This window comes from Arthrobacter sp. 05L44 (assembly GCF_056397605.1).
On record NZ_JBFTNS010000001.1, the window covers coordinates 1,030,389 to 1,051,965 of the forward strand.

The following is a 21,577-nucleotide window of genomic DNA, read 5'->3' on the forward strand; positions in this document are numbered from 1 at the left end:
GTTAAGATGGATCAGATGACCAACTTCTGAAAGTAGTGCGCACATGCCATCCCATCCGGACGAGAGTGCGGCACTGGCAATACAGACTCCCGCGATCAACGACCGCTCCCTCGCGGCCGGACTCGCCTACGCCATGGGGAGCCGGGTCTCCGGGATCTCCTTCGACGCCGCCACCGGGCTCATGCTCGGAAAGGTCCGCGGCGGCGCAGACGTGCCCTACTCGACGACGGCGAAGCTGGTCCGCAAAGGCGGCGGCTGGAGCTGCACGGTGGGGGTGTGCAGCTGCCCGGTCCGCAAGGACTGCAAGCACGTTGCCGCGCTGTTGTTTGCTGCCGAAGACAACCCCGCAACCCGTGTCCAGCTCCTCGCCCCGGCCGAATCCTCCCGGCTGTCCCGCCAGCCCTCGGCACTGGGGCTGACGGACTGGGAACAGGCCCTGGGCCCGCTGCTTGCCCGGCCGGGCAGCACCCCGACCGCCAGCGGTGTTCCCCTGGCGCTGCAGTTCGAGATCGAGGAACCGGCGCCGCACTTTTCCTACACCGGCCGCCGGGACCCGCTGCGCAGCGTCCGCCAGCTCAAGGCCCGGCCCGTCATCATGGGGGCCAAGGGCAAGTGGATCCGGGGGGACGTTTCGTGGAACACCCTCAGCTACCTCAACTACCGGCGCGAGTGCAATGAGGCCCACGTCGAGTGGATGCTGGAATTCCTCGCCTCGCACACCGCCGTCGCGAACCGCCAGCACGCCGGGACGGCCCCGTGGCTTGGGCTCAACACGTACGCCGGCAGGAACCTCTGGAGCCTGCTGGCCGAGGCCCGAAAGATCGGCGTGGCCCTGGTCCACGGCCGCGGCGACGAGCCCGTGCGGCTGGCGGACCAGCCGGCAGCCGTCGGGCTCAACCTGACCCGGTTCGGCGCCGGTGAGGCCGACGGCGGGCTGGCGCTCGCGCCCACCATCACGGTGGAGGGCACCGAGATTGATCCCGCGTCGGTGGGGACCATCGGCCGGCCGGCGCACGGCATCTTTTTGACCTCCGACGACGGCGCGCTGCCCGGCGTCGCCCCCGGCGAGTCCGCGATCACCCTCGCTCCCCTGGAGTCCGGCCTCAGCGAGGAACTGCTGACGTTCGTCACCGGCGGCACCACGCTGCACATCCCGGCCCGGGACGAAGGGCGCTTCCTCACGGGGTTCTACCCCAAGCTGAAGCAGAGCGCCCGGGTGACGGCCTCGGACGACTCGGTGGAGCTGCCCACCCTGGCCGTTCCCACCCTGTCCCTGCTGGCCAACTACGGCGCCGACCACCGGGTCCGGCTGCACTGGGAGTGGCATTACAAGGCCGGGACCCTGGTCACCGCCCAGCCTCTCTGGCGGCACCCCGGCGACCACGGCTACCGCGACGACACCGCCGAGGCGCGCATCCTGGAGACCGTCGGGCAGCCCTGGGACGTGGTGCCGAAACTCGGGGAGTCGGCCACCGGCGGCTGGGGCACGCCGCGGCTTGCGGCGTCGGCGGAACTCAGCGGCCTGGACACCCTGGCCTTCACGGAGGAGGTCCTGCCCGCGCTGCGCGAACTGGCGGACGTGTCCGTGGACACGGCCGGGGAGATCGCCGACTACCGCGAGGCCGAGGAAGCCCCCGTGGTGTCCATCTCCACCAAGGCCACCGACCAGCGGGACTGGTTCGACTTGGGGATCCAGATCTCGCTCGAGGGCCAGCCGGTGTCCTTCGCCGCCGTCTTCTCCGCCCTCGCCGCGGGCCAGACGAAGATGCTGCTGCCCAGCGGCGCTTATTTCTCCCTGGACCTGCCCGAACTGCACCAGCTCCGAGCGCTCATCGAGGAAGCCCGGGAGCTGCAGGACAACAAGGATGCGCCGCTGCAGATCAGCCGGTTCCAGGCCGGCCTCTGGGACGAACTGGCGCAGCTGGGGATCGTTGACGAACAGGCAGCCGCCTGGCGCGAGGCCGTCGGCGGCCTGCTGGAAGGTGGCGTCAAAGGACTTCCCCTTCCGGACACGCTCGACGCCGAGCTGCGCCCCTACCAGCTGGAGGGCTTCAACTGGCTCAGTTTCCTCTACCGCCACGGACTGGGCGGGGTGCTGGCCGATGACATGGGCCTGGGCAAGACCGTGCAGGCGCTGGCGCTGATCTGCGCCGCCAAGGTCACCGCCGCGGAAGCCACCGACGCCGAGGCATCGGACAACGCCGCGGGTGCCGGGGCGCCCGCCGGCGCCCCCTTCCTGGTGGTGGCGCCCACCAGCGTGGTGGGCAACTGGCAGGCCGAAACCGCCCGGTTCGCGCCGGGACTCACGGTCCGGGCCATCAGCGAGACCTTCGCTAAGAGCGGGTCGGTTCCCGCCGAGGCGATGGCCGGGGCCGACATCGTGATCACGTCCTACGCCCTCTTCCGGATCGACTACGAGGCCTACGCCGCGCAGCAGTGGGCCGGCCTGGTGCTGGACGAGGCGCAGTTCGTCAAGAACCACCAGTCCAAGGCATACCAGTGCGCGCGGAAGCTCCCCGCCAGCTTCAAGCTGGCCATCACCGGCACGCCGCTGGAGAACAACCTGATGGAGTTCTGGGCGCTGACCTCGATCGTGGCGCCCGGGCTGTTTTCCAGCCCGAAGCGCTTCGCCGAGTACTACCAGAAGCCCGTGGAGAAGAACGGCGACAAGGCGCAGCTGGACAAGCTCCGGCGCCGGGTCCGGCCGCTGATGATGCGCCGCACCAAGGAGCAGGTCATCCACGACCTGCCGCCCAAGCAGGAGCAGATCCTCGAGGTGGTCCTGAACCCGCGGCACCAGAAGGTCTACCAGACGCACCTGCAGCGCGAGCGGCAGAAGATCCTGGGCCTCATTGAGGACGTGAACAAAAACCGCTTCACGATCTTCCAGTCCCTGACCTTGCTGCGCCAGCTCAGCCTGGACCCGTCGCTGATCGATCCTTCGCTCTCCGGGGTGCGCTCGAGCAAGCTCGACGTTTTGTTCGAACAGTTGGAGGATCTGGTGGCGGAGGGGCACCGGGCCCTGATCTTCAGCCAGTTCACCGGTTTCCTCGGCAAGGTCCGTGAGCGCCTCGTCGAGGAGGACATCGAGTTCTGCTACCTCGACGGCGGCACCCGCAACCGTACGGACGTCGTCAACGAGTTCAAGAACGGCGCTGCCCCGGTCTTCCTCATCAGCCTCAAAGCCGGCGGCTTTGGCCTGAACCTGACCGAAGCCGACTACGTGTTCCTGCTGGACCCATGGTGGAACCCGGCCTCGGAGGCGCAGGCGGTGGACCGGACGCACCGGATCGGCCAGGCCCGCAACGTGATGGTCTACCGGCTGGTGGCAAAGGACACCATCGAGGAAAAAGTCATGGCGCTCAAGGCCAAGAAGTCCCAGCTGTTCGCGGACGTGATGGAAGGCGATGCCCTCTCGGGCGGGGCCCTAACGGCGGAGGACCTGGCCGGGCTGTTCACCGACTGACGGCCCGCGCCGGAATTCTTCCGGCGGCGCTCCACAACCGGTTCAGGCGTTGACTTATGCGGCGGCCGGGGCCACCAGGGGCGGGAGCGCCAGGTTCGTGCGCAGCCAGCGGCCCAGCGCCTTGCCCTTGCCCGTCCACCAGCTGTCCTCGTCCGTGCTGTGGTGCCAGCGGAAGATCACGGCCACCAGGACAAAAACGCCTCCGGCCACCTGTTCCCAGGCGCCGGATGCGGCGTAGACCAGCACGGCCACGCCCATGCTGACGGCGGCCGGCAGCGCCAGGGTCCGGAACACCGTGTTGGCGACGTACCGGCGGCGCGAACGCGGCACGGACACGGCCCGCACCAGGTCCGAGCCCATGCAGGCGACCACCACGACGTGACCGAACGTGAGCAGCAGCAGCCCCGGAAGCGAGTTCCCGAAGAAGGCGACGGCCTGCAGCCCGGTGTTCATGGCCGGCCCGGGATCTCTGCGGCCACGTGTGCCGTTATGGCTGGAATGGAAGTGAACATGTGCTGCCCCCCGACAGTTTGTTCCCAGGCATCTCCGGGCTGAGACGTTGTGACTGAGACCGTCGAGACTGAGACCTTGGTACCGGCGGCCAGCTGGCTGCCAAGTCAATTCAACCGGCAGCGCGGGAGGGAAGTCACGACCCTCCAGTACCCGACTATGGCCCAAACGCCACGTGACTTTGCGCCCGTGTACTCAGTCCGGCACGGCCCGCTACTTGTCCAGCGCTCCCGGGCGCCACACCACGAGGGCCTGCGACCGGGCCCGGGGGCGCTGGCCGCGGGCCAGGCTGACGACATCGCCCGCGGTTCCGGCGGCGAAGATCCGGGAATCGAGGGACCGGGGCCGCCGACCGAGCTCGTCGGTCAGCTCGGCGACGCGGCGCTGCAGGGCGTCGACCTGGTTCTCGAGCTGCAGGATCCGTTTGATCCCCTCCAGCGAGACACCCTCGTGCGAGAGCCGCTGCACCTCGCGGAGCATGTTTACATCGCGCTGCGAGTACCGGCGGGACTTACCCGGGGCCCGGCTGGGCGAGACGATGCCGAGGCGGTCATACTGGCGCAGCGTCTGCGGATGCATGTCCGCCAGTTCCGCGGCGACGGAGATGACGAAGATCGGCTGGTCGAACTCGATGTCCATGCCAGGACTCCTACAACCGGGCCCTGGCTGCCAGGCCGGCCCGGACGTCCTCGCCGGCGGTGGCCGCCGCGAAGGCCTTCACGGCCTCTTCGGCGTCCTTGTTCAGCTTTTTCGGCACAGCGACGTCGATGGTGACCAGCAGGTCCCCGGTGGCTTTGGTGTGCTTGACGCCGCGGCCCTTGACCCGCAGGGTCCGCCCGGCGGGGGTCCCGGCCGGGACACGGACCCGGACCTTGTCCCCGTCAATGGTCGGAACCTCAATGTCGGCACCGAGGGCCGCTTCGGCGAAAGTGACCGGGACGTGGATGCGCAGGTTGTCGCCGTCGCGGGTGTAGAAGTCGTGGGGCTTTACGGACACGGTGACCATGAGGTCGCCGTTACCTGCCGGGCCGTACTGGCCCTTGCCGCGGACACGGACCTTCTGGCCGTCCTTGATGCCGGCCGGAATCCGCACGTCGATGATTTCGCCGTCCGGTTCGCGCAGGCCGATGGTGGTCCCGCGGATGGACCCGGCGAAGGAGATGCTGGTCGACGCGGTGCGGTCTGCGCCCTTCTGCGGGCCGCGCTGGAACGATTGTCCGCCGCCGCCATAGCCGCCGCCACCAAACAGGTCGGCGAACTCGGGCGGAATGCCGCCGGCGGTGCTGTAGCTGCCGGAGTGGCGTCCGCCGCCGCCGGTGAAGAGGCCGCCGAAGAGGTCCTCGAAGCCGCCACCAGCCGCCGCGCCGGGAGCGCCGGGGGCGAAGCGTGCGCCGCCACCCATGGCACGGATGGCGTCGTACTGCTGGCGTTCATCGGCATCGGAAAGCACAGAATAGGCCTCGGAGATGTCCTTGAACTTCTTCTCCGACGCGGTGTCCCCGGCGTTGGTGTCCGGGTGGTGTTGCCGCGCCAGCTTCCGGTAGGCCTTCTTGATGTCGGCGTCGGAAGCGTCCTTGGCGACACCAAGGATCTTGTAAAAGTCCTTGTCCACCCAGTCCTGGCTAGCCAATGGCGTTTCCTTTCAAAAAAAGCGTTAAGGCGAGATTACCGCTGTTCGCCGTAGCGGATGAGGGGGCCCGGGAGTGGCTTCGGGCCTGCCGGAGCGTGGCGGCTGTGGTCCGCAGGACCATAGCCGCCACGCGTAGGGGCGGGGCCCCCTCATCCGCGAAGGCGAAGGTGACTACGCCGGAACAGACACGATCACTTGGGCGGCGCGCAGGACCCGTTCGCCGGACTTGTAGCCCGAGCGCAGGACCTGGCTGACCGTGTCGGTTTCGACGTCGGCGCCGGGCTGCTGGATGAGGGCCTCGTGGATCGTGGGGTCGAACTCCACTCCGGTCTCATCAATGCGCACCAGACCGTAGGTCTTCAGCGCATTCTCCAGCTTGGCGGCAATCGCCGCGAAGGGGCCGTCGGCGAGGTCGCCGTGCTGCCGGGCGGCGTCGACGTCGTCCAGCACCGGAAGCAGGGCGTTCAGGACGCCGATGACGGCCATCTCCCCTGCCACCGCGCGGTCACGCTCGACGCGCTTGCGGTAGTTGACGTACTCGGCCTGCAGGCGGCGGAGGTCGTTCTTCAGTTCCTCCGCCTCCCCGGCTCCCACGCCCTGCGCCACCGAATCGGCGGCCGGGACGTCCACGCTGTTGAGGATGTCCTCGGCCTGGGACAGTGCGTCCCCGGACTCGGCTTCCCCGGCAGCGGCACGTTCCTGGTCGGGATGGCGGGCCTCGCCGGTCTTCGGATCAACCTTGCGGTTGTCGTGGATCACCGGCTTCTGGCTCTCGTCCCGGTTGTCGCGGCGGTCCCCGGAAGCGCCGTGCTCTTCTTCGTTACCGTGGTGCGGCATGGTTACTTCTTCTCGTCTTCGTCAACGATCTCGGCGTCAACGATGTCTTCGTCCGCGGCGGCCTGCTCGCCGGCCGGGGCACCCTGTGCGCCTTCGGCGCCGTCGGGGGAACCGGGCTGCGCGTAGATGGCCTCGCCGAGCTTGGTCTGGGAAGCCTGAAGCTTCTCAAACGCGGTCTTGACGACGGCGTCGTCCGTGCCTTCGAGGGCTGCCTTGAGGGCGTCGACGTCGGCCTGGACCTCGGTCTTGACCTCTTCGGGCAGCTTGTCGGCATTGTCGGCGATCAGCTTGTCCACGGAGTAGGCGAGCTGCTCTGCCGAGTTGCGCGTGTCGGTCGCCTCGCGGCGGGCCTTATCCTCGGCAGCGTGCTCCTCGGCGTCACGGACCATCCGGTCGATGTCTTCCTTGGAGAGGCTGGAGCCGCCGGTGATGGTCATCGACTGTTCCTTGCCGGTGCCCTTGTCCTTCGCGGAGACGTGCACAATGCCGTTGGCGTCGATGTCGAAGGTGACCTCGACCTGCGGGACGCCGCGCGGGGCCGGAGCGATGCCGGTCAGCTCGAACGTGCCCAGCGGCTTGTTGTCGCGGGTGAACTCACGCTCGCCCTGGAAGACCTGGATCGCCACGGAGGGCTGGTTGTCGTCAGCGGTGGTGAAGGTTTCGCTGCGCTTGGTCGGGATGGCCGTGTTGCGCTCGATCAGGTGCGTCATAACACCGCCCTTGGTTTCGATGCCCAGGGACAGCGGGGTGACGTCGATCAGCAGCACGTCCTTGCGCTCGCCCTTGAGGACACCGGCCTGCAGGGCGGCGCCGACGGCGACGACCTCATCCGGGTTGACGCCCTTGTTCGGCTCCTTGCCGCCGGCGAGTTCCTTGACCAGCTCGGAGACAGCGGGCATACGGGTGGAGCCGCCGACGAGCACAATGTGGTCGATGTCGGAGAGCTTGATGCCGGCTTCCTTGATGACGTCGTGGAACGGCTTCTTGGTGCGCTCCAGCAGGTCCTTGGTCAGGTCCTGGAACTTGGCGCGGGTCAGCTGCTCGTCCAGGTGCACCGGACCGTCAGGGGTGACGGAGAGGTACTGGAGCGAGACGTTGGTGCTGGAGGAGGAGGACAGTTCCTTCTTGGCCTGCTCAGCGGCTTCGCGGAGGCGCTGCAGGGCGATCTTGTCCTTGGACAGGTCGATGCCCTTGACCTTGAGCTGGTTCAGCAGGTAATCCACAACGCGCTGGTCCCAGTCGTCGCCGCCGAGGCGGTTGTCACCGGCGGTGGCGCGGACCTGGATGGTGGAGAAGTCGTCCTCGTCCTTGCCAACCTCGAGGAGCGAGACGTCGAAGGTTCCGCCGCCGAGGTCGAAGACCAGGATGAGCTCGTCTTCCTTGCCCTTGTCCAGGCCGTAGGCGAGGGCGGCCGCGGTGGGCTCGTTGACGATGCGCAGGACCTTGAGGCCCGCGATTTCGCCGGCTTCCTTCGTGGCCTGGCGCTCGGCGTCGTTGAAGTACGCGGGAACGGTGATCACGGCGTCCGTGACCTTTTCGCCGAGGTAGGACTCGGCGTCGTTCTTCAGCTTCATCAGGATGCGCGCGGAGATTTCCTGCGCGGTGTACTTCTTGTCATCGATCGCGACGTTCCAGTCGGTGCCCATGTGGCGCTTGACGGACGCGATGGTGCGGTCGATGTTGTTGACGGCCTGGCGCTTGGCGATCTCGCCGACCAGGACCTCGCCGGACTTGGAGAAGGCAACAACCGACGGCGTGGTGCGGCCACCCTCGGCGTTGGCAATAACGGTGGGCTCGCCACCTTCGAGAACGGAGACGACGGAGTTGGTGGTTCCGAGGTCAATACCTACTGCACGTGACATGTGGTGCTTCCTTCTTTCCGTGGAAACTTGCTGCCCCGACCACCGGGCGGCGGCCCGCTCCCAGGCATTAGCCGGGGGTCGGGCCCGTCGACGACGGGGCGCGCCCACCTATTGAGCGCTCTGCACTCAACTTTACTCAGCCGGAAATAGATGTCAATCCAAAGTTGAGTCGCCCTCGCTCAACTTTGTCGCCGACAAACCTCGCGCTCCCGCGGGCAGGCCCGGACCCGCGGCATTTCGTGGTTCTTGGCACGGCACAACAACCCCGGAGGGGATTTCGCTGTGCGTGAACGGTGCCTGGTTAGCGGTGCCGGACCTTACTGGCCGTCGCGGCCCGCATCGCGGGCCTCGTCTGCCCGTGCGGCGCCATCGCGCGCGTCGCCGTCGCGAGTGTCGCCACCGAGCCGTCCCGAGCGGCGGGGACCGGTGGCCCCGGCCGCGCCGTAGTCGCCCTCGGGGTAGTCCCCCTCCTCGACGACGGGGGCCTCCGGGGTGTCGACACCGGCCGCGCCGTAGTCACCCTCGGGGTAGTCCCCCTCTTCAGTTCCCACCGTGGTGCCGGGCGCGACGCCCGCCCTGCCGTAGTCGCCTTCCGGATACTCGCCCTCGGGCGCCCCGGCCGGGTTCTCCCCCGCGACACCCGCCAGCCCGTAGTCGCCCTCGACGTACTGGCCGGCGTCGCCTTCGGCTGCCGCTTCGTCGGCGGAGGCCGGTACCGGGGTGGCCTGGTGCTTCTTCTCTGCCGGCGTTTGATCAAACCCACTGTTGTCAGACATGTTTGGATCCCTCCTGCAAGCCTCGGGCGCCCGCTCGGGCGCAGTCGCAGTCTATCGAGCGCCGCCGGGAGGCAACAGGGGGCCGGAGCGGGTTTACGACCGGAAAAGGCAGCCGCCGCCACCGCGGCCCGGTGGGGGGACCAGGGGCAGTGACGGCGGCTGCGGTCAGGGGCGCGGCCTACCGGATTCCCGCCTCCGCGGATTCCGGTTCCGCCTCGGCCGGCAGCGTCCGGGCTGCGGCGTCGGCCTCGGGCCGGCCCGGCTTCCCGGGCCACCAGATCCGCGGACCGATGTCGTAGGCCAGGGCGGGGACCAGTAGCGAACGGACCAGCACGGTATCCAGGAGCACACCGAAGGCAACGATGAAGGCCAGCTGCACCAGGAACATGATCGGTATAACGCCCAGGGCCGCGAAGGTGGCCGCGAGCACCACTCCGGCCGAGGTGATCACGCCGCCGGTGACGCCCAGCCCGCGCAGGATACCGGCCCGGGTCCCGTGTTTGAGGGACTCCTCCCGGACCCGGCTCATCAGGAAGATGTTGTAGTCCACTCCGAGGGCCACCAGGAAGACGAAGCCGAAGAGCGGAACCGTCGCATCCGCCCCCGGGAAGCCCAGGATGTGGTTGAACACCACGGCCGAGACGCCCATCGCGGCGCCATAAGACAGCACCACCGAGGCAACCAGCAGGACCGGCGCCAGGATGGACCGGAGCAGCAGCATAAGGATGACGAGGATGACCGCGAGGACCACGGGAATGATGGTGACGAGGTCGCGCTGGGCCGTGGTGTTGGTATCCAGGGCCGTGGCCGTCACACCGCCCACCAGCGCGCCGTCGTCGGCCTGCTTGAGGTCCTGGCGGAGCTTGACCACAACGTCTTCGGCCTCGTTGGAGTCGGCGGCGAAGTCCAGGGTGGCGTTAATGAGCACCCTGCCGTCCCGCACCGCGGGCTCGGTGGGAGCTGCGGGCGAGCCGGGCGCGCCCCGGGCCGGGACGATTGGCACGTTGCCCTCGGCTAGCAGGTAGGCATCGCCGACGCCGGCGGTCGCCTTGGTCTTGGCCAGCACCTCCTGGGCTTTGGCGGTATCCGCGACGATGACGGCGGGGCTGCCGGATCCGGCGTCGAAGTGCCGGGCCAGCGCCTTCTGGCCGTCGACGGCATTGGAGGCCGCGAGGATGACGTCGGTTTGCGGCACCCCGTTGGCCTTGAGCTGGAGCACGCCGGCCGAGGCCACCAGAAGCAGCAGCACCGACGTGATCCAGACCGTGCGGGGCCGGCGCGAGACCAGGGAACCGGTGGCACGCCACAGGCCGTTCTGCCCTTCGAGGCCCGTGACGAGTTCGGGTTCGCGCTCCGTCGCCGGGAGCAACTTGGGCCGGAAGGGCCAGAAAGCTGCCCGGCCCAGGAGCGCCATCATCGCGGGAAGCAGGGTCAGTGCCGCGAAGAGCGAGCACAGGATGCCGGCGGCTGCGACCGGGCCGAGGGCCCTGTTCGAGTTGAGATCGGAGAAGAGCAGGCAGAGCAGGGCGATGATGACGGTGGCGCCGGAAGCCAGGATGGGTTCCCAGGCGGCTTTCCACGCGGTGAGGGCGGCCGCGGTGCGGTTGGTGGTGTGCGTCAGCGCCTCCCTGAAGCGGGCCACGTAGAGCAGGGCGTAGTCCGTGGCCGCGCCGATGACCAGGATGGAGAGGATGCCCTGGCTTTGGCCGTTGAGCTGGATCCAGCCCAGTTTCGCCATTCCGAAGACCAGGAGGATGGCCGCGCAGAGTGCGAAGACCGAGGTGAACAGCACGGCAACCGGCAACAGCAGCGAGCGGTACACCACCAGGAGGATCAGGAAGACTGCGCCGAGGGCGACCAGCAGCAGGATGCCGTCGATGCCGGCGAATGCGCCGACCAGGTCCGCGGTGAGCCCGGCCGGTCCGGTCACATAGGTGCGCATCCCGTCCGGAGCGGAGGCCGAGACTTCGTCGCGCAGCTCCTTGATGACGGCCTTGACCTCGTCGGAAGAGGCGACCGGAACCACGAACTGCACCGCTTTCGAGTCCTCCGAAGGGATCGGACCGATCACTGCACTGCCGACCTTCAGGGCCTCGAGTTTGGTCTTGAGGGCCGCCGCCTCGCCGAGCTGGGCTCGCGTGAAGGCGGAATCGCCTTCGATCACAATGACCGCGGGAATCTCCCTGGAGTCGCGGAACTTGGCCTGCCAGTCCTGCGCCGCGGTGGCCTCGGCGCCTGCCGGCAGGAATGAGGCCTGATCGTTGGAGGACACTTCGCTGAGCCGGCCAAAGGTGGGGCCGCCGATCCCCGCGATGGCAAGCCACGCGAAAACCAGGACGGCAGGAACCAGCCACCGTAGCCAGAAGGGGACACGGGTTGAGGCAGGCCGGTTGCGATTCATAGCGTCCTTCTCGGAGTGGCGTAACGGAGTACGATTAGTAAATCATAGATTATCTCCATCATAGATATAAGTGTCAGTCTAGAGAAAATGGGGATGAAAAACTGCCGCGGCCGCCGGACAGCCCGGAGGGCGTGCTGGAGTAAACTCCGGAGGGCGCAAAGCGCTCAGGATGTGGCAGGACGAATCAGAGAGGGTGCAGTGTCAACTGAACGGTCAAGCGGACAGCCAAGCGAACAGCCGGTGGGCGCCGACGCCGGCCCTCCGCCGCTGGTCCGGCTGCTTCAGGACTTCAGCCTTGAGGCCAACCGGTACGCTGACGCGGCGGGCAGCCGGAATGACATGCACCGTACGGACCTGAACGCCCTTGCCGTCATCATGGAACACACCGCGAAGAACCAGGTGGTCACACCGGGCGTGCTGCGCAGGGAACTCCACCTCAGCTCCCCGGCCACCACGGCGCTGATCGACCGGCTGGACAAGTCCGGGCACGTGATGAGGGAACGGCAGGGCCCTGACCGCCGGCAGGTGCAGCTCCGGATGACGCCGAAAGCCTACCGCGACGGCGGCGCCATGTTCCTTCCGCTCGCCCGGCATATGGGGGCGGCCATGGCCGGGTTCACACCGGCTGAACTGGAGACCGCCACCCGATTCATCACCGCAATGATCGACGCCACGGTCAAAGCCGGGCAAGAAGCCGCCGCTCCCCCGGCCGGCCCGCCGCAGGCACCGCCCAGCCGGGACTGAACCGCAACAAGTACCTGCCGGTTCGGTCCGTCCCGGCCGCGGCAGGCGTAGCGTTCCCTTATGAGCGCCCAGCAGCCCGACGACGTCTACACCCACGGCCACCACGAGTCGGTGGTCCGTGCCCATGCGGCCCGGACCGCGGAGAACTCCGCGGCCTTCGTCCTCCCCTACCTCGCACCCGGGGTGTCAGTGCTCGACGTCGGCTGCGGGCCGGGCAGCATCACCTGCGACTTCGCCGTGCTCGTCGCCCCCGGCGAGGTCACCGGACTGGACCGCTCCCCGGAGGTCATCGCCCATGCTGCCGCCCTGGCCGGGGAGCGCGGGGTGCCGAACGTGAGCTTCGTTGCCGGGGACCTCTACCGGCTTGATTTCCCGGCGGAGACGTTCGACGTCGTCCATGCGCACCAGGTCCTCCAGCACCTCACCGATCCGATCGCTGCCCTCCGGGAGATGCGCCGGGTCGCGAAGGCGGGCGGGATCGTGGCCGCCCGCGACGCCGACTTCCACGGAATGAGCTGGTACCCGGCACTCCCGGAGCTGGACGAGTGGATGGAGCTGTACCAGAACATCGCCCGCCGGAACGGCGCCGAGCCCGATGCCGGCCGGCGCCTGGTGTCCTGGGCGCAGGCCGCCGGGTTCACCGACGTCGCACCCACCAGCAGCAACTGGCTTTACGCCACGGGCCAGCAGCGGCGGTGGCAGGCACGGGTCTGGGGTGAACGGGTGCTTCATTCGGCTTTTGCCGAGCAGGCGCTCGAGTACGGCTTCGCCACCGCCGCGGACCTGGCCCGGATCTCCGCGGGCTGGCACCGCTGGGGCTCCACTGACGACGGCTGGTTCCTGATCCCCAACGGCGAGATCATCGCCCGCGCCTGAGCCGGACGCCGTAGCCGCAGTGGCAGCCGCCAAGCCATTCCCTGCTGCCCGATCTGGCGCTAGGGTGCACTCAAAGCCCCTATCGATAAGGAAAAAGCATGCGCAAAGTGACGGCCGGCCTGTTCAGCTCCGTGGACGGCGTGGTGGAGGACCCGTTCCTGTGGCAGTTCGACAGCTTCGACGAGGAGCTGGGTGCGGGGATGGGCGAGATGATGGGCCGGATCGATACCGGGCTCCTGGGCCGCGTGGGCTACCAGCAGTGGGCGGAATACTGGCCCAACGCCGAAGCCGACGCCGATTTCGGCGGGTTCATCAACCCGCTGCCGAAATTCGTGGCGTCCCGGACGCTGACGGGTGACCTGGAGTGGAAGAACTCCCGGCTGATCGAAGGCCCGCTGGAAGACTTCGTCGCGGACCTGAAGAGGGGCGACGGCGGCGACATCGGCGTCTTCAGCAGCATCTCGCTGGTCCGCCAGCTGCTGTTCGCCGGCCTGCTGGACAGCCTTATGCTGATCGTCCACCCCGTGGTCGCCGGCAGCGGGCGGCGGCTGTTCAACGACGGCGATCCTTTGACCCGGCTCGAACTGCAGTCCTCCCAGCAGACCAGCAAGGGCAACATGATCCTGGACTACGCCCTCCGCAAGGACTGACCGCCGGCCCGGACGCGTCATCATGCGGAGTGGGCCGGGCCGGAACCGTAAACTTTTCAGGTGCAACTCTCCCTATGGCTGGCGCTGGCCGGCGCCGGCGTCCTGATCAGTTTTACTCCCGGCGCGGGTGCCATCAACACCATGAGCAACTCCCTGAACTCTGGCTTCCGCCGGTCCATCTGGGGCATCCTCGGCCAGCAGGCCGCGCTGGTGGTGCACATCCTGATCGTTGCCCTCGGCGTCGGTGTGCTGGTGGCGAGCTCGCCGGTGGCGTTCAACATCATCCGCTACGCCGGGGCCGCCTACCTCGTCTACCTGGGCATCCAGCAGTTCCGGCACAAACCGGACCTGGACCAGGAAAAGGCCGCGGCGCTGCGCAACGAACCGGCGCTGTCCATGTTCCGCCGCGGGCTGTGGGTGAACCTGCTCAACCCGAAGGCGATCGTTTTCTTCCTCGCCTTTATGCCGCAGTTCATCCGCCCGGACCAGCCGCTCGTGCCGCAGTACCTGGTGCTATCCGGCACCGTGATCGTCATCGACATCCTGGTCATGTGGTTCTTCTTCGCCGCGGCCGCAACGACGTTCCAGCGCTTCACCCACGATGCCCGCGGGCAGCGGATCCTCAACCGGACCTTCGGCGTCCTGTTCGTCGCCGTCGGCGTCCTGCTGGCCCTCATCCACTAGCGCGCCCGACGGGCCCTGCTAGCCGCCCGCCCGCAGAGCCGGGAGCAGAGATTTAACCGTGTCGGAAGAGATCGCGAAGCCGATCCCGTTCGCGGCGGTCTGTGAGGTGGACATGGCCACCATGGTGTTGATGCCGATCACCCGGCCGCCGGCGTCGAGGAGGGGGCCGCCCGAGTCCCCGGAACTGATCGACGCGTCGGTCTGCAGCAAGTTGGCCAGCCGCGAATTCCGCCCGAAGCCCGACTCGGCTGTGGTGCTCCGGCCGGTGGCCGAAATGATCCCCGTGGTCACGCTGGGCCCGCCCGCCAGCCCGAGGGCGTAGCCGATGGCGACCACCGCGTCGCCCGGCGCCACGGACGCGGAGTCGCCAAGTTCCAGCATGGGCAGCTCCGCCGCGCCGGCAACCTGCAGCAGGGCGAGGTCGTGGTCACTGTCCACGCTGACGATCCGGGCGGTGTGACTGGTGGCGTCATGGAAGGTCACCGTCAGGGTCGAGGCCCCGTTGACCACGTGGGCATTCGTCAGGATCTCCCCCGCGGCGCTGATCACCACGCCGGTTCCTTCCGAGGTCAGCCGGCTGCCCCCGCCGGGGTCCAGGAACGGATTGGCCTGGGTGGCGCCGGCTTTCACGGCGACGACGGCGGGCAGCGACGCCGCCAGCAGCCCCTTGATGTCTGCGGGGTGGTCTGACACGCCGCCGCCGGGCGCGACGTACTGCCTGACTACCGTTTGGGTACCCCAGCCGCTGGACCGCGCCACCAGCAGCGCCGAACCTGCGCCCGCCAGCGCGGCGACCAGGACCACACCCAGCAGCTGCAGGACGCCGAGCGAAAACCGGCCCGCCCGGCCGTGGGGAGTATTCGCGGGCGGCGCTCCGGCGGCGGGAGGCTCGGGTTGCGGTTCCCCGCCCGGGGCCGGCGCCGGCTCCGGGTCATCACCTGACCCGTAGGGCGCATCCCCGTCGGCGCCTCCGAAGGCGGCCGGCGGAAGGGCCACCGGCTCCGGATCCGTCATGGCTTCAGTCTGCGGCCGGCGCCGTCGGCAGTCCAGAGCCGAACGGCCCGCGGGAGCCCGGCGGCCCGGGCCGAAATCACCCCCCTCGCACGCTGACAAGCCCGAGAATCCATGTGACAAGACTTGTAATACCACCGGACGCCCCGGCTAGCCAAGACGCCTCCGGATCCGCCATGCTTAGTCATGACCTCAATGTCGAGCCAGTACCGGATCATCACGGTCTGCACCGGAAACATCTGCCGGTCCCCGATGGCCGAACTGATGCTCGCAGAGGCTGCGGCCGCGGCGCAGCTCACCGGGGTCGACGTCGATTCGGCCGGGATCACGGCGTATGAGGCGGGCCGCCCGATCGACCCGAGGGCCGCGCGGAAACTCGCGGCGAACAACATCGCCTCCGAGCAGCACATAGCACGCGAGTGGCGCAACGAATGGTTCCAGTCCCGGGACCTGATCCTGGCCCTGGATGTGGACCACTACGGCTGGCTCCGGCAGGCGGCCCCGGACCAGGCGGCGCTGGCGAAGATTCGGATGCTGCGCAGTTTCGACCCCGCCGCGGCCGGGAAAGACCCGTTGGACCAGGGCATCGAGGACCCCTGGTACGGCGGACACACCGATTTCGACACCACCTGGGACCTGATCCGGGCCGCGGTCCCCGGCATCCTGGCCCATGTCCAGGCCGCCCGGCAGGACGCAGGGCAGCGGGTACGCTCTATTTCATGAGCCAAGCACCCGTCATCATCGCCATCGACGGGCGCTCCGGCGCAGGAAAAACCACGTTGGCCATCGAGCTCGCTGCGCGCCTCCGCGAGCATCACAAGGTTTCCCTCTTCCACCTCGAGGACATCTACCCCGGCTGGAACGGCCTGTCCGCCGGCGTCGACCGCTACATCGCCACCGTGCTCACCCCGCTGCGCCGCGGTGAAACCGCCCGCTGGGTCAGCTGGGACTGGGACCGGCACTACGACGGCGAGACCCGCCTCACCCAGCCTGCCGAGATCGTTCTGGTCGAGGGGGTGGGTGCCGCGTCCGCGGGCGCCGCCCCGTTCCTCGACGCCGTCATCTGGGCCGACTCCCCCGACGGGGAACGGCGTACCCGCGCCCTGGCCCGGGACGGTGCGACCTATGAGCCGTACTGGGATCAGTGGGCCGGCCAGGAAGACCAGTGGCTGGCACTGGACGATGTCCCCGCCCGTGCCGACGTGCATGTGCTCAACCGCGCCGACGGCGCAGCTCCGGCCGAGGTGCTCCAGGCCCTGCAGTACCTGCCCTCCCTGGCGGGGGTGCTGGTGCCCGAATTGTCCACCCGCCGCGGGCTGCAGCTCCGGGCCGAGCGGATCGAGGCGACGCCGGACGCCGCCCTGCTGTTCACCAAGCTCTACGGCAAATCCCCGAACGCGGTCTGGCTGGACTCCTCGCTCCCCGGAGCCGGCGAACGCAACCGCTTCAGCATCCTGGCGGACGACGGCGGCAGTTACGGCCAGTCGGTCCGGCACAGTTCCGGCCGGACCCGGGTGAGCGTTGGGAGTACCACCGTCCACACCGAAGGCGGGTTCTTCCGGTGGCTCGACGGGGTCTGGGGCCGCCGCGCGCTGCGGGCCCCGGAAGGCTACCCCTGCGAGTTCACCCTCGGCTGGCTCGGCTACCTCGGCTACGAACTCAAGCGCGAGACCGGCGGCAGCGACGTCGCCTCCCCCACCCCGGATGCCTGCCTGATCTTCGCCGGCTGCGCCGTCGTCCTGGACCACCGGGAACGCACGGTGTGGCTGCTGGCCCTCGACACCCCAGACGCCGGGGACTGGCTGGCCGCGACACGGACCGCCGTCACGGCGTCGGGCGCGGCCGCCGCACAGGATACCGGGCAGGACCCCGGCGCCTCTGACGTCGGCGCCCCCGACCCCGGCACCCATGCCGTCCACGCCCCCGCCTTCCATGCCAGGAACCGTGAAGCCGCCTACAAGGACAAAATCGCCGCGGCCCAGCACCAGATCGCCGAAGGCAACACCTACGAGGTGTGCCTGACGACGGCGCTGACAGCCGCCGCACCGGCCGGATTTGATGCCTGGGCAGCCTACCTGGAGCTGCGCCGGCGCAACCCGGCCCCGTTCGCGAGCTACCTCCGGTTCGCCGGCGTGACCGTGGCCAGCACCTCGCCCGAACGCTTTCTGCGGGTCGCGGCCGGCGGGGCGATGCGCGCCGAACCAATCAAAGGCACCCGCCGCCGGGACGCCGATCCGGGACGGGACGAGACCCTGCGGCGCGAACTCGAAGCCTCGCCGAAGGACCGGGCCGAGAACATCATGATCGTGGACCTGCTCCGGAACGACCTCAGCCATTTTGCGGTCCCCGGTTCTGTCACTGTCAGCCGGCTGTGCGCGATCGAAACCTACGCCACGGTCCACCAGATGGTCAGCACCATCGACGCGCAGCTGCGGGCCGGCATGCCGCGGGCCGAGGCCGTGGCGGCCTGCTTCCCGGCGGGCTCCATGACGGGCGCGCCCAAGGTCAGCACCATGGCCATCCTGGACCGGCTCGAAGCCACCCCCCGGGGCGTCTACTCCGGCGCGGTCGGCTACTTCTCGCTCAGCGGTGCCACCGACCTTGCGGTCGCGATCCGGACGCTGGTGGTGGCCGACGGCGGCGGGTCCGGCAGCACGTTGAGCCTCGGCATTGGCGGGGCCATCACGGCCGATTCCTCCCCCGAAGAGGAATATGAGGAGATCCGGACCAAGGCCTTCGGGGTGCTTTCGGCCCTCGGCGCGGACTTCCCGGCGGCCTAGCCGGGGAACGGGTACTGCTACTGCAGGGTGGCCGTGAGCCGGGCGACGTTATCGACGTACTTGACCAGCTTGGGCCGCTCCATCCAGTCCTCCAGCTTTAGCTCCCGGGAGATCCCCCGGTAGGTGTCCTCCACAGCGCGGATCCGCTTGACGATGTCCTCGCCCAGCAGCATCACGGACACCTCAAGGTTCAGCGAGAACGACCGCATGTCCATGTTGCTAGAGCCAAGGACGGCAACCTCGTCATCGACCGTGAAGTGCTTGGCGTGCAGGACGAACGGGGCCTTGTAGAGGTAGATCCGCACCCCGGCTTCCAGCAGCGCCTCGTAGTAGGACTGCTGGGCGTGGTGGACCAGGAACTGGTCCCCCTTCTCGGAGACGAACAGCTCGACGTCGACGCCGCGCTGCGCCGCCGTGGTCACGGCGTACAGCAGCGAGTCGTCCGGCACGAAGTACGGGCTGCAGATGGAGAGCTTGTGCTGCGCCGAGTAGATCAGGGTGTTGAACAGGCGCAGGTTGTTCTCGGTGATAAAGCCGGGCCCGCTGGGCACCACCTGCGCCGTAACGTGGCCGGGGGTCGACTTGAACTGGTGGGCCAGCTGGTGTTCGAGGGATTCGTCGGTCTCGCTGAGCCAGTCCGTCGCGAACACCACGTTCAGGGTGGTCACGATCGGGCCGCGCATACGCGTCATGAGCTCGACCCATTCCCGGCCGACCTTGCGGTGGCGGGGGTTGTTGTAGGAGGGCTCGATCAGGTTCTGGGAGCCGGTGAAGGCCACCTCGCCGTCGATCACCATGATCTTGCGGTGGTTGCGGAGATCGGGCCGGCGCCACTGGCCGTGCACCGGCCGCAGCGGCAGCATGGGGCGCCAGCGGATCTTGCTGGCGTTCAGCCGCGCGGTGAGCTTGCTGTAGCCCTTGATCCGCATGGTCCCGAGGTGGTCGAAGAGGACGCGGACCTCGACGCCGCGTTCGGCGGCATCCTCGAGGGCGGTCAGGAGTTCGTCCGTCACGTGGTCCGAGCTCATGATGTAGAACTCGGCGTTGATGAAGGACTTGGCCTCGCGGGCCGCGGCAGCCATCGCCTTAATGGAATCCGGGTAGCCGGGGAGCAACTCCACGCTGTTGCCGTCCACCATGGGCAGCGAGCCGAGCGTCTTGTTCAGCTCCGCCGCGGACGCCACCCATTCGGGCCCGTCATACTCGCTCTCGACGGCGGCCATTTCCGAGGTGCCGGCCCTGATCCGGGTGTTCACCGCCTCCTGCTGCGCGCGGCGGCGGCGGGAGAGCCGGAAGTTGCCGAAGAGCAGGAACAGCACCAGTCCGAGCGCCGGAACGAAGAAGATGCCCAGCAGCCAGGCCATGGCGGTGGTGGGGCGCCGGTTCCCCGGGATGATGCCCAGGGCGAGCACACGGATGGCGAGGTCGATGACTGTCAGGATGAGGACCACCCAGGACGGGAGTGTTCCCACAAGCGGAAATGGCCACAGCACAGGCGAACCCCTCAAATTCCAGACCCGCGGAACAGTTCCGGAACGGGCAATCCGCAAATCCTATCCCGCCGTAGGCCGCACTAAGCTGAAGGCATGACTACCCCCGCCACTGATCCGGCCCGCAGCACCGTGCTGGTGTTCCTCGACCCCGCCTTTGAGCACGGCCGCGTCGCCGATGCGTCCCGCCCGCAGCTGATGGCCACGGACCAGGGCGCCACCCGCGGCGACGGCGTCTTCGAGTCGCTGCTGGTGGTGGGCGGACGCCCGCGGAAGCTGCAGGCCCACCTGACCAGGCTGGCCGGCTCCGCCCGGTCGCTGGAGCTTCATATCCCCGCCGAGGACACCTGGCGCCGGGCGATTGACACGGCCATCAGCGAGTTCCGCGGCAGCGCGGGCGGCGACGACGACGAGGTGGTGGTCAAGCTCCTGGCCACCCGCGGGGTCGAGGGCGCGGCCCAACCGACCTGCTGGGTGCAGGCGTCCCCGCCCCCGGCGGCCGGCCGGCGGCAGCGCGAGACCGGCATCGACGTCGTACTGCTGGACCGCGGCTACGACAGCGAAGTGGGCGAACGCGCCCCCTGGCTGCTGCTGGGCGCCAAGACGCTGTCCTACGCCGTCAACATGGCGGCGCTGCGCTACGCGCTCCACCAGGGCGCGGACGATGTCATCTTTACGTCCGCCGACGGCCGGGTCCTGGAGGGCCCGACGTCGACGGTGTTGCTGGCGCACCTGGAAACCATTGACGACGGCGCGGGCGGGGTCCGCACCGTGCGGCGGCTGATCACGCCGCAGCTGGACAGCGGAATCCTTCCCGGTACCTCGCAGGGCGCCCTGTTCACCGCGGCCAAGGCTGCCGGCTGGGAACTGGGCTACGGCCCGCTGGTCCCGGCCGACCTCTACGACGCCGACGCCGTCTGGCTGATCTCGAGCATCCGGCTCCTGGCCCCCGTGAACCACATCGATGGCAAGGAAATCGGCACGGCGGGGCTGCGCGCCCAGCTCACGGCCGAGCTCAACGAACTCTTCGCCACCATCGAGTAGGACGCCGCGGGGCGTTGTTAGCCCTGGCTGGCGAAGACCTCATTGACCATCCGCGCCAGGTCGGCCGCCGCGGCCTTCGTGACGCCCGGGCCGGTGGCGACGGCAGTCGCGGCGAGTCCGCCACGGACACCCATCACCACAACCGTGCTGATGGTCATGTTGTTCGGCAGGTTCTGGGTCATCATGGCGGAGTAGGACTTCTCCGCTTTCGTTTCCACGGGCAGGACCACGGTTTTGTTGGTGACCTTCTGGCCCTGGATTTCCATGGTGAAGTCGGAGCACTTGTTGCTGTTGACGGCGGATTCGTCGAGGTTCTTGGCCAGGACTGCCGGGTCCTTGAAGGCCACGAGGGTTACCGCCGTGGCAGCTTGGACCTTGGCGGCCTGGGACGTGCCGCTGGCGTAGGTGCTGCCGGCGGGGATCTGGGCGTTGCTGTCCGCCACGGCCGCACACGCCGCGGGAGTGATCTTGACCGCCTTCATCATCTCCTTCGACGCCGTGATGCCCTGGTCCAGCTGCGAGGCGGGGATGGCGGTCAGGCGCTTGCCCTCGGCATCTTTGAGGCCGGCGATGATTGCCGCCAGGTCACCCCGGGTGTACGTCTTGGCTTCGGCTGTCGGCGTCGGGGTTGGGGTCTGGCTCGCGGCCACGGATGCGCCCTGCGATCCCGTAGCGGGGGCGCCGCCTGTCGATGCCGGGGCCGTGGAGCCGCCGCATCCGGCGAGCGCGAGGGCTGCCGAAATCAAGAGTGTGGCCGGCGCGATGCGTCGCAGGTTCATGAGGATCCCCAATTCGGTGAGAGTGAGCGGCGGTTCG

18 protein-coding genes are annotated in these 21,577 nt (G+C 68.6%); 8 read left to right on the top strand and 10 right to left on the bottom strand.

What is annotated here, in order from left to right; all coding sequences use genetic code 11:
• Window positions 1-43 precede the first annotated feature (43 nt).
• Window positions 44-3,466, top strand: a complete 3,423-nt coding sequence (locus AC1DHY_RS04825; protein WP_476903229.1) for a DEAD/DEAH box helicase — start codon at window positions 44-46, stop codon at window positions 3,464-3,466.
• A 54-nt stretch (window positions 3,467-3,520) separates the two neighbouring features.
• Here AC1DHY_RS04825 and AC1DHY_RS04830 read toward each other — a convergent pair whose 3' ends face one another.
• From AC1DHY_RS04830 to AC1DHY_RS04860, 7 genes are all read right to left on the bottom strand, one after another.
• On the bottom strand, window positions 3,521-3,919 hold the full coding sequence (locus AC1DHY_RS04830) for a hypothetical protein (protein WP_476878795.1): 399 nt from the start codon (window positions 3,917-3,919) through the stop codon (window positions 3,521-3,523).
• A gap of 270 nt (window positions 3,920-4,189) precedes the next feature.
• Window positions 4,190-4,615, bottom strand: coding sequence for a heat shock protein transcriptional repressor HspR (locus tag AC1DHY_RS04835; RefSeq protein ID WP_476878794.1), 426 nt, complete (start codon window positions 4,613-4,615; stop codon window positions 4,190-4,192).
• A gap of 10 nt (window positions 4,616-4,625) precedes the next feature.
• Window positions 4,626-5,606 (bottom strand): DnaJ C-terminal domain-containing protein, encoded by a 981-nt coding sequence (locus tag AC1DHY_RS04840; RefSeq protein ID WP_476903230.1) that lies wholly within the window; start codon window positions 5,604-5,606, stop codon window positions 4,626-4,628.
• A gap of 171 nt (window positions 5,607-5,777) precedes the next feature.
• The gene (locus AC1DHY_RS04845; RefSeq protein ID WP_476903231.1) at window positions 5,778-6,443 is read right to left on the bottom strand and encodes a nucleotide exchange factor GrpE; all 666 of its coding nucleotides are present in this window, start codon (window positions 6,441-6,443) and stop codon (window positions 5,778-5,780) included.
• A gap of 2 nt (window positions 6,444-6,445) precedes the next feature.
• Complete coding sequence (gene dnaK / locus AC1DHY_RS04850; protein ID WP_476878791.1) at window positions 6,446-8,305, bottom strand: molecular chaperone DnaK; 1,860 nt, start codon at window positions 8,303-8,305, stop codon at window positions 6,446-6,448.
• 317 nt (window positions 8,306-8,622) lie between these two features.
• Window positions 8,623-9,081, bottom strand: a complete 459-nt coding sequence (locus tag AC1DHY_RS04855; protein ID WP_476903232.1) for a hypothetical protein — start codon at window positions 9,079-9,081, stop codon at window positions 8,623-8,625.
• Window positions 9,082-9,259: 178 nt separating this feature from the next.
• Window positions 9,260-11,482, bottom strand: coding sequence for an MMPL family transporter (locus AC1DHY_RS04860; protein ID WP_476903233.1), 2,223 nt, complete (start codon window positions 11,480-11,482; stop codon window positions 9,260-9,262).
• A gap of 198 nt (window positions 11,483-11,680) precedes the next feature.
• Here AC1DHY_RS04860 and AC1DHY_RS04865 point away from each other — a divergent pair, with 198 nt between their 5' ends.
• The 4 genes from AC1DHY_RS04865 (at window position 11,681) to AC1DHY_RS04880 (ending at window position 14,436) form a co-directional block, all read left to right on the top strand.
• A complete protein-coding gene (locus AC1DHY_RS04865; RefSeq protein WP_476878788.1) occupies window positions 11,681-12,226 on the top strand; it encodes a MarR family winged helix-turn-helix transcriptional regulator in 546 nt (181 codons plus the stop codon).
• A gap of 60 nt (window positions 12,227-12,286) precedes the next feature.
• A complete protein-coding gene (locus tag AC1DHY_RS04870) occupies window positions 12,287-13,102 on the top strand; it encodes a methyltransferase domain-containing protein (RefSeq protein WP_476903234.1) in 816 nt (271 codons plus the stop codon).
• Window positions 13,103-13,200: 98 nt separating this feature from the next.
• Entirely contained in the window at window positions 13,201-13,752 is a 552-nt protein-coding gene (locus AC1DHY_RS04875; protein WP_476878786.1) for a dihydrofolate reductase family protein, read from the top strand.
• Window positions 13,753-13,812: 60 nt separating this feature from the next.
• The gene (locus AC1DHY_RS04880; protein ID WP_476878785.1) at window positions 13,813-14,436 is read left to right on the top strand and encodes a LysE family transporter; all 624 of its coding nucleotides are present in this window, start codon (window positions 13,813-13,815) and stop codon (window positions 14,434-14,436) included.
• 18 nt (window positions 14,437-14,454) lie between these two features.
• Here AC1DHY_RS04880 and AC1DHY_RS04885 read toward each other — a convergent pair whose 3' ends face one another.
• Window positions 14,455-15,450, bottom strand: coding sequence for a S1C family serine protease (locus AC1DHY_RS04885; RefSeq protein ID WP_476878784.1), 996 nt, complete (start codon window positions 15,448-15,450; stop codon window positions 14,455-14,457).
• A gap of 183 nt (window positions 15,451-15,633) precedes the next feature.
• On the opposite strand from AC1DHY_RS04885, the gene AC1DHY_RS04890 reads away from it, so the two are divergent.
• Together AC1DHY_RS04890 and pabB are read left to right on the top strand one after the other, a co-directional pair.
• Window positions 15,634-16,170, top strand: a complete 537-nt coding sequence (locus tag AC1DHY_RS04890) for a low molecular weight protein-tyrosine-phosphatase (RefSeq protein WP_476878783.1) — start codon at window positions 15,634-15,636, stop codon at window positions 16,168-16,170.
• Window positions 16,167-18,227, top strand: coding sequence for an aminodeoxychorismate synthase component I (gene pabB, locus AC1DHY_RS04895; protein WP_476878782.1), 2,061 nt, complete (start codon window positions 16,167-16,169; stop codon window positions 18,225-18,227). The genes AC1DHY_RS04890 and pabB overlap by 4 nt, the downstream gene beginning before the upstream one ends.
• 17 nt (window positions 18,228-18,244) lie before the next feature.
• On the opposite strand, the gene cls is transcribed toward pabB, so the two are convergent.
• Complete coding sequence (cls, locus tag AC1DHY_RS04900; protein WP_476903235.1) at window positions 18,245-19,720, bottom strand: cardiolipin synthase; 1,476 nt, start codon at window positions 19,718-19,720, stop codon at window positions 18,245-18,247.
• Between the two features lie 93 nt (window positions 19,721-19,813).
• Between cls and AC1DHY_RS04905 the strand changes: the two genes are divergently transcribed.
• On the top strand, window positions 19,814-20,761 hold the full coding sequence (locus tag AC1DHY_RS04905) for an aminodeoxychorismate lyase (protein ID WP_476903236.1): 948 nt from the start codon (window positions 19,814-19,816) through the stop codon (window positions 20,759-20,761).
• A gap of 17 nt (window positions 20,762-20,778) precedes the next feature.
• On the opposite strand, the gene AC1DHY_RS04910 is transcribed toward AC1DHY_RS04905, so the two are convergent.
• Window positions 20,779-21,540, bottom strand: a complete 762-nt coding sequence (locus AC1DHY_RS04910; RefSeq protein WP_476880305.1) for a hypothetical protein — start codon at window positions 21,538-21,540, stop codon at window positions 20,779-20,781.
• Window positions 21,541-21,577 lie beyond the last annotated feature (37 nt).